The 12,498-nt window shown below is 45.5% G+C and carries 9 protein-coding genes; 2 read left to right on the plus strand and 7 right to left on the minus strand.

Translation table 11 applies throughout. The annotated features are described in order from the left end of the window. Positions 1-104: 104 nt before the first annotated feature. The 3 genes from ACO1R6_RS13195 to proB all read right to left on the minus strand — a co-directional run bounded on the left by ACO1R6_RS13195 (position 105) and on the right by proB (position 3,026). Entirely contained in the window at positions 105-518 is a 414-nt protein-coding gene (locus ACO1R6_RS13195) for a GtrA family protein (RefSeq protein WP_486265328.1), read from the minus strand. A gap of 168 nt (positions 519-686) precedes the next feature. Beyond that, on the minus strand, positions 687-1,934 hold the full coding sequence (locus ACO1R6_RS13200; protein WP_486265329.1) for a glutamate-5-semialdehyde dehydrogenase: 1,248 nt from the start codon (positions 1,932-1,934) through the stop codon (positions 687-689). Positions 1,935-1,937: 3 nt separating this feature from the next. Continuing rightward, on the minus strand, positions 1,938-3,026 hold the full coding sequence (gene proB, locus ACO1R6_RS13205; RefSeq protein WP_486265330.1) for a glutamate 5-kinase: 1,089 nt from the start codon (positions 3,024-3,026) through the stop codon (positions 1,938-1,940). Positions 3,027-3,368: 342 nt separating this feature from the next. Between proB and ACO1R6_RS13210 the strand changes: the two genes are divergently transcribed. Beyond that, positions 3,369-5,087, plus strand: a complete 1,719-nt coding sequence (locus tag ACO1R6_RS13210) for a hypothetical protein (protein ID WP_486265331.1) — start codon at positions 3,369-3,371, stop codon at positions 5,085-5,087. Between the two features lie 150 nt (positions 5,088-5,237). Continuing rightward, the gene (locus tag ACO1R6_RS13215) at positions 5,238-5,873 is read left to right on the plus strand and encodes a hypothetical protein (RefSeq protein WP_486265332.1); all 636 of its coding nucleotides are present in this window, start codon (positions 5,238-5,240) and stop codon (positions 5,871-5,873) included. A 19-nt stretch (positions 5,874-5,892) separates the two neighbouring features. Here ACO1R6_RS13215 and ACO1R6_RS13220 read toward each other — a convergent pair whose 3' ends face one another. The 4 genes from ACO1R6_RS13220 to ACO1R6_RS13235 form a co-directional block, all read right to left on the minus strand. Beyond that, positions 5,893-6,345 (minus strand): MEKHLA domain-containing protein, encoded by a 453-nt coding sequence (locus ACO1R6_RS13220; RefSeq protein ID WP_486265333.1) that lies wholly within the window; start codon positions 6,343-6,345, stop codon positions 5,893-5,895. A 445-nt stretch (positions 6,346-6,790) separates the two neighbouring features. After that, positions 6,791-8,218 (minus strand): hypothetical protein, encoded by a 1,428-nt coding sequence (locus ACO1R6_RS13225; protein WP_486265334.1) that lies wholly within the window; start codon positions 8,216-8,218, stop codon positions 6,791-6,793. Continuing rightward, complete coding sequence (locus ACO1R6_RS13230; RefSeq protein ID WP_486265335.1) at positions 8,184-11,654, minus strand: hypothetical protein; 3,471 nt, start codon at positions 11,652-11,654, stop codon at positions 8,184-8,186. The genes ACO1R6_RS13225 and ACO1R6_RS13230 overlap by 35 nt, the downstream gene beginning before the upstream one ends. Positions 11,655-11,781: 127 nt before the next feature. Next, positions 11,782-12,339 carry a hypothetical protein gene (locus tag ACO1R6_RS13235; protein WP_486265336.1) on the minus strand — a complete coding sequence of 186 codons (558 nt, stop codon included), beginning with the start codon at positions 12,337-12,339 and terminating at the stop codon, positions 11,782-11,784. Positions 12,340-12,498 lie beyond the last annotated feature (159 nt).

Here is a 12,498-nt window from a genome sequence, read left to right on the forward strand (position 1 = left end):
TATCTGGTAAATAGTAAATCAGAAAGAGTTATGCTTCAGGCCTTACACAAAACCAAACTTATCTAGGGTAATTGCTTGCGTAATTAAATATTTAACAGCGGGTATTAGCCTTTAAAAACAAACATTTTTTTGGTTACAAAGTTAAAAAAGGCCACAATACCAATAGCCAGAAACTTGCTTATTTTGGGGTCGAGGAATAAGTGCTCTACAAAGGCCCAGATTAAAATTTGGTTTAAGACTACCCCTAAGCCCGAAAAAACCATAAAAGCAATAAACTCGGCCCGGGCCGAATATTTGCCGGTGCTAAAAACCCATTTCTTAGAGATGTAGTAATTCAGCAAAATGGCTAAACAGGTAGAACCAAAATTGGCTATTAGATAATTTATTTTGTAATACTCGTAGAGTGCTACAAACAAGAGCATATCAAAAACAGCACTAACCACCCCAACAATCAAAAACCGAATAATCTGAACAAATTCTTTTTGTTTATTTAACAACGGCGAATAGGTATTCTTCATAAAGAATATTAAACATAATTTAAATGCGGGTTCAATTTAATACTAAATTTTTATTCAATTAGTTCTATAAAGAGAAAAATATCAAGGTTTGGCCATGATACTTAGAACTTTAAAGTTTGAAACCTGCTTAAAAACGCTGCTGGTAAAACCAAATAGTATTTGTACGGCTTATACCCGTACCTGTCCGTTGCCCTGCACCAGCCATTTATAGCTGGTAAGTTCTTCTAGGCCCATGGGGCCACGGGCGTGTAATTTCTGAGTACTAATGCCAATTTCGGCCCCTAACCCAAACTGCGCTCCGTCGGTAAAAGCCGTAGACGCATTAGCGTAAACGGCTGCCGCATCTACACTGTTCAGAAAAACCTGGATGTGCGTAGGATCTTCTGAAATAATGGCCTCGCTGTGTTTAGAGCTGTATTCGGCAATATGGTCCAGGGCTTCGGCAAAACTGCTAACCGTTTTTAGCGCCATTTTTAACGATAAAAACTCCGTGCCAAAGTGCTCAGGACTAGCCGGCTTTAACAATTGGGTTGGGTAAGCCACTTTTAAAGCAGTATAAGCCAAATCATCGGCGTAAATTTCTACTGATTTATCTACCAGCGGCGAAACCAAAGCGGGTAAATCGGCTAAGCGGGCCCGATGCACAATCAGGCAATCGAGGGCATTGCACACGCTTACCCGGCGGGTTTTGGCGTTGTGGATTATGGTACGGCCTTTTTCCAGATCGGCGCTCTCATCGAAATAAGTATGCACAATACCCGCTCCGGTTTCTATTACAGGAACTTTGGCGTTTTGCCGTACAAAATCAATTAAAGCCTGGCTACCACGCGGAATTAACACATCTACATACCCAATAGCATGGAGTAAAGCCTCCGTGGCCTGACGGTCGGGTGGTAATAAATTTACAACGTTGGGGTCCAGGTTATGCTTAGCCAGTACTTCGTGGATAATCCGCATAATGGCGGCATTGGAATCGGCGGCATCGCTACCGCCTTTTAAAAGACAGGCATTACCGGTTTTAAAGCAAAGCGCAAAAACATCGAACGTAACATTGGGTCGGGCCTCGTAAATAATACCCACTACACCCAGGGGCACGCTTATTTTAGATAGGTGCAAGCCGTTGGGTAGTTCGCGTTGTTGTAAAATATTGCCTAGCGGCGAGTTTAGTTTAGCCACGTTGCGCAGGTCGGCTGCTATATCCTGGAGGCGGGCTTCGGTAAGTTTCAGCCGGTCGTATTTGGGATCGGCAGGGTCCATGCGGGCCAAATCCTGCTCGTTGGCGGCCAGAATAGCGGGTGTTTGGTTAATAGCCGTAGTGGCTAAATCTTCCAGCACTGCGTTTACCTGTTCGGGTTTTAACAAGCCTAATTGGCGACTGGCTTTCCGGACATTCCGGAAGGTAGCTTGTAAATCCATGGGTTAAGTTATTTCGGGATTTAAAAATAAATAATCGTAATGCACCAAGGGCTTTTGGTTTTTCTGGCCCAGGCGCTCGCGGGCTTTGTCGGCGCCGTACTCGGCAATACCTTGCCCTACGGGCTTTTCGTTTTCGTCAACAAGTTTAATAATATCGCCTTTCTGGAAATCGCCAATAATTTTAATAACGCCAATGGGCAACAGACTGGTAGCTTTGGCCGAAGTAAGCGCCGTTTTAGCCCCCACATTTATTTGTACGCCACCTTTAGCGGCGCTCTCGGCGTGGGCCAGCCATTTCTTTTTGCCCGAGGCAGTCTTGCTGGGTACAAAACGGGTATTCACCACCGCTTCGTTTAACAACTGGAGCAGAATATTTTCGGTTTTGCCGTTGGCAATGTGTACGGCTATACCCAATTGTGCTACTTTCTGGGCCATGTGGCACTTGGTAATCATGCCGCCGCGGCCAAACTGCGACCGTTGGGTTGTTACAAAAGAAGCAAAGCTGGTAGTAGTCGGGCTTATCTCCGTAATTACTTCAGATGTAGGGTCTTTGGGGTCGCCGTTGTAAATGCCGTTTACGTTGCTTAATATTAACAAAGCATCGGCATTTAACATAGAAGCAATGAGGCCGGCCAGTTCGTCGTTGTCGGTAAACATGAGTTCGGTTACCGAAATAACGTCGTTTTCGTTTACAATAGGAATAATATCTTTTTCCAGCAAGGCCCCAAAACAGTTCTTCATGTTTAAATAATGCACCCGGTCCCGGAAATCTTCTTTGGTAACGAGTACCTGGGCACAAATTAACCCGTGTTGGCTCAGCAACCCCGCGTAGGTATTTATTAATTTTACCTGGCCCACCGACGCCAGCAACTGTCGGCTGGTAACGGCATCGGCTTTTTCTGAGATTTTAATTAAACTCCGGCCCGATGCTACTGCCCCCGACGATACCACAATAACTTCTTTGCCCTGTTTTTTAAGGAAGGCAATCTGGTCTACCAGGTGGGCAATACGCTCTTCATCGGGCAAACCATCGGCTTGCGTCAGCACATTAGAGCCTATTTTTAAAATAATGCGGTTATAAGAAAGCGCCATCGCTTAGTTGCTATTTTTGCAGGAGCAATTTTAAGGCTTTATCCCGAATATTTTAGTATGGCAGCGGGCAAAATGGTAACCAAATAATCAGTAGCTAGTTTAAAGCTGGTTAAATTTGCTGTATCAATTCGTAAAAGCGGCGTAGCATCTTGGCGTGGCGGTAATAATAAATCTGCTTTTATGCCGTATATTGCCATTACCGGTGCCGTAAAAAGATATTGCAAAAACAAAAGCAGCCATCGGTACCATTTTATAGCGGGCAACCATATTTTTGTTCAGGTTTTATTTATACATAGGCAAGCGTTACTTACGTATATTGTTGCCAGCCCAAGCTAACCACGTATGTTTGAAGTTATATTTGAAATATTAGTAATTATTGGGATTGTGCTTTTGCAGGCCTATATTTTCCTGCAGAACCGCCAGAAAATAGCCCGGTTGGCGCAGCTGTTCCCAACCAAGAACCGGTTGCGGCTCACGAAAGAATTTGTAGATGCTACCGGCAAAACCACCAGCGAAGCCCGCAACAGTTTACCGCCGGCCGCCACCGAAAAATTAGCCTTGCTGGAAAGTGGTAAAAAGTTCTTGTTTTTAAGTAATCCATCGGAGTTGCACCAAGTGGTAAACCTGCAAAACCGCGAAGCAGAAATTGAGATGAAAAAAACCGTTTATACCGGTTTTACCTCTACTGCCGAAAGCTATACCATGCCGTACCTCCGGCTCCTGCAAATTGCCCAGAACCCCGAAACGCAACTGGTTGGCTTAGAAAGCAACGAAAATAATGCTACCCCGGCGCCGATGCCGCTGGTGCCCGAAGTAGAAATAGATATAATTGCGGCCGATAAACCATCGGCGGGGTTTCTGGAAATTATTGGCGACACCAACGATTATTTGCGCCACAACAAAGGCGCGGCCGCCGATTTTAATATTTTAAAAGATATCTCGGAGCGGCAGTCGGAAGTGCTGGAAACCGAAATTCAATCTACGGTAGCTACGCCGCTTTACATTGGTTTGCTGGGTACCTTTCTGGGCGTAATATTGGGTTTGTCGGGGATTATTCTGGGCGACGGCGTTAGCAACGAATCAATCCAGACGTTTATTACGGGTGTGGTGGTGGCCATGGTGGGCAGCTTTGCTGGTTTGCTTTTTACTTTGTGGGGCAACCATTTGTTTAAGAATGCCCGTTTTGAGCGCGACCGGCTTAAAAATAATTATTATACTTTTTTGCAGGCCCGCCTGCTGCCCAAACTGCATTCCGATATGGCTACCAGTTTGGGTAATTTAAAATCGGTACTGGATGCTTTTAACAAAGACTTTTTTGATAAAGTAGCCGATTTTAAGCCCATAATAGCCGGCATAACCGAAAATATTCAGGTACAGCGCGATTTCCTGGTAAAAATGCAGGAAGTGGGTTATACCGAAATTGCCAACGCCAGCGTGCAGGTGTTTGATAAAGTTACCCGCAGCACCGAAGAATTCCAGAAGTTTTTAGGTTATCAGCAATCTTTAAATAAATCTTTGGAGATGGGCGACCAAACGGTAAATAAAATTCACGGCCTGCTGGATAGAATGATAAACTTTGAGAAAGGTATTAACAACCTGGGGCAACATATTGGCCAGCACGATAACCTGATTCAGAAACAGATTGATTTCTTTGGCAAACACGAACGCGAAATGGAAGATATTTCGGCCAAAATAAAGCAGTTTTACGACCAGTCGGCGGGCCGCTTAACCGAACTGATGGATGTGCGCATGCGCTATTTAGAAAAAGATGCCCAAAATGCTTACGAACGCTGGGCCAACCATTTCGAGCACCTGAACAAAGATAATATTTACGAGCGCATTGTAAACTATTTAGAACCGTTTGGGCAATTGCACCGGCAGCAGGAAACCATGCGCCAGGAGCTAAACCAAACCCAACGCACGCTCCTCGAGAAAATAGACCGTGACAACGAAACCCAAACCCGCCTGCTCCGGCAAATGGAAGTAATGAATTATAACCTGGATAAACTAACCCAACCGGGCATGTTTAAGAAAATGATGAACCGGATGATTGGCAAGTAAGCGGGCTTTAGTCGTTAATCGTATTTAGATTATCGGGTTATGCACGCGTAACTGGTTGGGCAAGCATAAATTTTAGAATACCCAAACTTATAAGCTAAGTAATTTCGGCTCCGGAAGTGCGCTGCGGATTAAGGCGTAAATATTTAAGAATTGAAACAAGATAATAAAGATTTTTTCTGGCCCAGCTACGTCGATTTAATGACGGCATTATTTATTGTGATGCTGGTGTTGTTTGTGCTGAGCTATAAATTATTTCAGGATAAACAAAACGAGTTGCTGGTGCAGGTAGAGCAACTGCGGAAAATTCAGGAAATAGAACTCGCCCTGAAAGGCCTCGAAGGTAAATATTTCCGGTTCGACCCGCAGAATAAACGCCACGAACTAAAAGTAAACGTTACGTTCGATAAAGACAGTTGGGTAATTAAAGATAAAGACAAAGACGTTTTGTATCAGGCGGGGCTTACCCTAAAAAAAATTATTGACGATATAAAAGAAGACCAAGGCGTAAAATATTTGGTAATTATTGAAGGCATGGCCGCCCGCGATCCGTACGACCCGCAATTTCACGTATTAAGGCGCGATTATGGTTACCAACTAAGTTACAACCGGGCACTGGCACTCTTAAACTTGTGGCAGGCCCGCAATATTAAGTTCGATGATAAACGCTTTGAAATAATTATTGCCGGCAGCGGCTTTTACGGCACGGGCCGCTATACTGGCCAGCGCGAATACGACAACAAACGCTTTTTAATTCAGGTGATACCCAAAATAGGTAAAATAGAGTAGGAGGGTTGCGGTTGTAGCCTTACAAATATTGCCAGTTTTTAAACATGGCAGCCTGCCCTTGGTATAGGCCACTAGCATTGTACATATTCCAGAGAATGGCGTCTTGAATAATAAATCTCCTGCCGGTGCTGGAAATCCTGACCCCGTGGTAGTTTGAGATGTAGCCTTTCTGTTTTGCTTCCGTCAGCATGGCCTGCCGTTCGGCAACTGCTACGGGCTCGGCCGATAGGCGTGAAGGTAATTGCGTAAATCTTTCCCAATCCATTTGCCACAAACGTTGCGCGGTTAAGTTGGCGTAATTAAAAATGGGGTCGGGCTGGGTGCCGTGCGAGAGTACTACAAAGGGCGCTTCGTACAATTGGCGCGCTAATTCTTCGGGTATAAAGTTTCCTTCTAATAAGTTCTGACCGGTGGCCTTGGTAAAGGAAGTGGAAAGTAACTGGCTGTGTTTGATTATTTCGTCGGAAAGCATACAAATATTTAATATTGGCGGAAATATAGTTGAGAACTTTTTTTATTCCCATCCGATAACCAATATTTTACAATAACAATCCATATAAAAAGCAGGGTTACTATCCGCTCCGAAAGGATATATAATTAGTATTGCGCCCTTTCATGGCTTTTTATCCCATTTACCTGTTAACGATGGGCTTGCACCTATTGCTGGTAGATTGGGCCATTTCAGGGCCGGTTTAATTAAATAATACTTATGCAAAATTTACTATAACCTGTGTGTGCACTAGCCGGTTTTCTGAATGACTTTCACACAACGGCTAAATAATTATTTCATTTTAGCCGTTGTGTGAAAGTCTTCCTTAAATTGAGATATTTTGTCTTTAATCTAATATTTCCCGGGCTTGCATTTCTAATTTATTGTTGAACCTTAACTCCTGATTTTTAATTAAGCCAAACGACTCCTACTCAAAATGAATATTAGCTTTTTTGTCGATTACCCAAAAACCGTCTTGGTAGGTGAGGGTGCCGGGTTCGTCGGTGATAATGTTGGTAGCGTGTTGGTTATTTAACTGGTAAACGCAGGCATCTTTAAGCGATAAGTACGCGCTTTCGATGGCCGTGCGGTGCACCGGCGAGTTAGGTACAATCCGGAAAGCGGCGCGGCTCGGATCTTTGCGGCTGATGCGGATTTCGTAAATGCTGTCGTGTTGCTGCGCCGGGTTTAAATCCTGCTCGTGGAAACCGCCGTTTACAGGTACCCGGGCAAATAAGCTTTGGGGTTTGTCGGGTGCCGGGGCCGGAGCAGGCGTAGGTTCCGGCTCTGGCTCCGGAGTTATAGCCACCGGAACCGAGGGTATCGATACCGGCGGGGGACTTAACAAAGCATCCTCCGACTCAGCAGGCAGTTCTACCCGGGGAGTTGGTGCCGGCGTTTCTTTGGGGGCAGCCGGAGTTTCTTTTGGAGCAGGTGGTGCAGCGGAGGCAGGTTTCAGGCGGGCTGTTTCGCGGGCTACGGCTTTTTGTACCAGCCTTTCCACTTCTTCGCGTGAGATTTTACCGTTGGCATCGGCGGTAGATTTACGGCCGGGGCCGTTTACCTGTTGGGTCAGAAAATCAATGTCTTTTTTGCGTTGGTCGATGCGCTTTTCTACCGCGGTAATTTTGGTGTACAAAAAATAGGTCAGGCCCAAGGCCAGTAAGCTTAAAATTAGGGCTGCAATAGTCATCCAGTCAGTAGTTTTATTTTGGTCTTGCGGTTGTCTTTTCGATAAGGAACTTAATTGGTTCTCGGTATAAGCGCTTTCTACGGCGGTATCCGGGTCGGTACGGGTGTTGTCTGGGGCAACAAAGCTTTCGTCGCCGGTGGTGCTTGGGTCCGGGGGCAAGCCCGGATCGGCGGCAGTTGGATTGGTATAATCCGTAGCTATTTGTTGGAGCTGCTTATATAAATCGCTTAACCTTTGGCGGCGGTTTATATCTTTCATGCGCTGTTCGTTGTCGCGCAGCCGGGTATTAATCGACCGGATTAATAAATCAAGTTGGGCTTTGGGGTCTTTGCCTTTGCGGTAAGTACCGGTTTCCTCTATGGGTTTATATAATTTAGAATATATCTGCGATTTGCGGTCGTCTTGTTGAATAGCCGTTACAAACTGCTTTAAAGTGCTGGCATTGGTAATACTGGCCGGCTCGGTCAGCTTGGCATCGCGGTACACAAAAGAGGCAGTTTCGGTCCAGATATCGAGCTTGGCCTGCTCCAGCGGGTCTGTTTGGGCCGACGCGGTCAGGTGCACCAAGCCCCATAAAACCAGGAGTAATCCAGCTCTAAAGGGCGTAAGCGTACGGGCGTAATCAGTTCTAAACCGTTGCTTTATGCGCATAATGCTTTTCATACAACTCTCTCGATAAATTAAATAAAGTTTGTTTTAACGGGTAGAAGAACAGCGTCTCGGGCAGTACTTCGTCGTGGCGCAGGTGTTTGCTCATTTGGTTCAGACCAATGCTGAGGCTGTCAGATATCTGCTGCCGCAAATATTCCCGCATAAAGTTCATATCTACCTGCACACCTAAATCCGGCAGCAGCGACATTACTTCGGGATCCTGCAATACCAGGTTCAGGTAAGCCTGCGCATTGGCCAGCACCGATTCGCGCATGGCGGCATCAACCTGGTCGGTAGTAGTAAAGTTGGTTCGGATATCGAGCGGCTCAGTGCCACCCAATAATTTGGTTTCCTGGATATAATCGTAAGCACCGTGCTCGGCGGAGCCATCGAACAACACCCCGCCGTTAGCGGTAGCTTCTTTGGGGTGATTGGCCAATATTATTTTAAAGTTGGCTTTGGGCTCTTGTCCGGTAACTTTTTTCAGAATCGCCTTGGTCAACCGCTCCACAATCATCAGGTTAGGGCCACCACTGAGTAATTTTACGTACAAACTGCCTTTGCCGCTGAAACAGAAATAGCGCGGCGTATCTATCTGCAAATGTTTAATCAGTTGCGCAATGTGGTAAATAATGGCTGTGTAGTGTAAATAGAAAATAATGCGCAACTGCCGCGACTTAAGCAAATGCTGACTAAAGCGTAGTTCGTTGTCGTAGCTAAACAATAAACTTACCACATCGGCAGAGTGGAACTGCTCGTTGTTCATGGCCAGTTCAAAAGCCTGGCGGGCTTCCTGCTCCTGGTTAGAGGTCGGCATGGCGCGGCTTTCCTGCCGGTACGATTGCAGAAATCCGTTTTGCTTGCCGCCGCCCTGTATCCGGCTATAGCCTTCGCTCCACAAATCGTCGCCGGCAAATCTAAACGAGGTGCTATAAGCCGGCTGCTGACCTTTGAGGAACAATAAATCGGTGGTGCCGCCGCCAATATCAATATTTACTACATTTTCGTCGCGGTTGGGTACTACCTGGTTGGTGGCGGTGAGGTAATAATAAGGCGCTACCGATTCGGTGAGCGTAATGGTAGCTTGGTTGGTTTTAAAAGTTTGCTGATAGGCTTCGTCCCATTTGGTTTTAAATTGGTTTAGGGAGAACGCATCGAAGCTGAGCGGCCGGAACCAGATTAAACGAGTATTCTCGATAATGCCGTTGTTCAGGGCCACTTTATGTTTCATCATCCAGAGCAGCTCCCGGAAAAAAGCCGCAATGCGATCTTCGCCGTGCGTATCCAGCTCCATCGACCATTTTAAGTTGGTTTCGTAACGCGCCTGCTGCACCGCCGATACTTCGGAGTTAATAGCAAAACCAATGTTGATGTTGCCCAGTACCTGGGTAGGCTCGTTCGGGAAATTAGGCGTTTCGCAGGTGGCCGTCCGGATGGGGAATTCAAAAATAGAGCCCTGCTCGCCAATAAATGAGGGCACAAATTCACGGTTCTGGATGAGCAATACCGGGAATAATTCGCCAAAGCCGGCCCGGTAACGCTCGTACACGGTTTTGTTGGCGTCGTTCGAGGGGCTGTTGAGCAGCACCACCTGCATATCACTCAGCCCAATATTAAAGTTTTTGGGGTGGGCGCTGGGCTGGCTGTTGTAAGCTACGTGCGTGTTGGTGGTGCCAAAATCGACGGAGAAAGTAAAGTTCTGCGTCCCGCGGTCTAATTCGGTCCATTTGGGTACAATCAGGCCTTTAATATTTTCGCCCTGCGGGCAAACCAGTTCTAAATAATCAAAATGCGTATGGCGCACCTCGTAATACGTAGAGCCCGCTGAGGCCATGGTTTTAGACGTGCGCTGAATTTTATTAGCGCTGCGGCTACCGCCCTCCGGGGTAATTAATTTATTCTCGACGTAAAAATTCAGATCGTAGCGTTTGTTTACCAGGCTGGGCGCGGTATCATCATCCACGAGCATTATTTTGTACAAGTCGTTGTGCTGCGGCTGGCTGCGCATTTTGTAAAAAGGAAAAAAGCCCAGGCCAATTTTAGCTTTTACAATGGCGCCTTTTTCCGGTATTTCCTGGCCGGAAGCATCTTTCGGGTTTTGCGGATTGGTGTAGTAACTGCGTTCGTAGGTAATGGCTTCGTTGCCCTGCACCGGAATGCGCAAACTTACTTTTATGTGGTTGATATCAATGGTAAAGGTCAGGTTCTCGTACAAATCGTTTACATCAAAATAATCGAAAAATGTGCGTTTAATGGGCAGCAAGTACGGGAATTTGTGCTTCAGGCGGGTGTCGGCGCCGTAGCTGTACGTTACCTGGCCGGTATGGAAACGGTCGGTATTTACTTCGTACGGCATCTCAATTAAATGCTCCTCCAGAAAATCGCCAATGGTCAGATACGGGTACTTGTATTTTTTGCCGGGCAAAATCCGGTTTTCCAGCGCTGCTTTATCTACCCAGGGCACCGCAGTAGCGGCATCCCAGCGCTGGCCATTTAAATAATTGGCTTCAATTTTTAAATTTGGTTTTAATACAATGGGTACCACCGCCGGCTGCGATACGGTAGGGCTTACCCGCACAAATAAATCGCTGCTGATTTCTATGGCATTGGAGCGGGTTGGCAGCACGATGTCTTTTACCGTAACCAAATTGCCCTGCACATCGGCCAGGTTGCTGTACTGGTTGGTAAAGCTGGCTGGGGTAATTTCACCGCGCAATTCCAGGGCATTAAACCGCTCCAGGTTTAGGTTGGCAAATACGCTGCCACAGAAGTTTTTCTGCCGCAGTTGCGGTTTGGCCAAAAACAGACCGTACACAAAGTCCTGGAAAGCCCGGTCGCGGTCGTGCAGCAGCACAATGTTGTTGTCAAAATAATGGCCGCGGGCTTGTGGTCGCTCAATATCCAGTGGCTGCAGACTAGGCGTGGTAAAAAGCAAGGTAAACGGCGAGGTGCCGCCAATCAGGCGTTCGGCGGTTTCGCCGTTCGGCCGGGTGTATTCGTAATAAATCAGGTACAAATCGGTAAATCCCTGAAACCGGCCATCATTCAGAAACAACCGTAAGGTATCGCCCAGTAATTTGGTGCCGGGGTTGGTGCGTAATATCTGGAGTTCGCTCTCAATATTCCACCGTCGGATGCTGATTTTTTTACCGGCTTCCTGGTAGTGGTGGTAATTAAACAGCAACTCAAATAAATCCCAGTAATGCGAGACCAATTCGTGGTACAACGAGCCCTGGTTGCGGCCTTTATCGGTATTTACAAAATCAAAAGCCGTCTCGAACAGGTGCATCCGGGCAAAGGGTGTAGGTATAGACGTTACTACTTTGCTGGCCTTAGCGCCGGTTGGGTCGGTTATGTCGTTAATCTCAATGTGCGTTATTTGCGACGATTGCTGCCAGCCTTCAATCTGCTGTTTTCCTTTGTCGTGTAAGCGAAATACCTTTGGCATAAGCTAAATTTTTAGTTAGTGTTCTGCGGATTTGAGCCACAGATAATATTTAGTGTTAGGCAATATTTTAAAGCCTAATATTTTTATTTAGATTATTTGATATATTTAGAACACGTAACAAGTGTTTTTATCTTCGATTTTTAATCTTGTAAAGCAACAATTTCCTCCTGCATTCAAGGTCATTTATTTTAATAGAATTAACATTTTCTAATTTAAATAAAGACGTTCCTTCTGAATTTCCCTCATTACCAATAATCTCGAACTTTAGGTATTCTTCATCGATTGCCTTTACAAATCCTTGATAAAAATTATCATTATTAATCTGTATGCTCGTTAAAACATTATTGTCATTCTCAAAGGGTTTTAAACTAATATATTGCCAATTTCCAGAATTTAAATCATCAAAAATCCTACTTTTAATTTCTATATCTTTTATTAATTCTTTGTTCTCAATGACTATTTTCATAGCCTTTATGTATTCATCGTTAATGTCAATTCTTTCAATATCTGATATTTTTTCAATTGCCACTCCATCTAACTCACCATATTTGGTGTAATGCCTTAATTGAATGAACTCCTCGTTGTAATCTTCAACAATCCCACACCAAAAGCCACTTTCGCCATATAACGTTATTCCGAGGAGTTCCTGGTTCTCTTTAGAGTATTCGAGTATCTCGTTTATCATATTCTTCCAACGTAAGCTGACAGGAGGTAAATTTATTTTTCTAAAGGCACAATACTTAAATCAGGCTCTAACAATTAACTGCCGCCGTTCCTTTACCCTTCCGCCCTCCGGGCACCTTCCCTAAAACAGGGAAGGAGTTTGGCGCTGATGCTTGGGTTC

This window comes from Adhaeribacter sp., assembly GCF_057359045.1.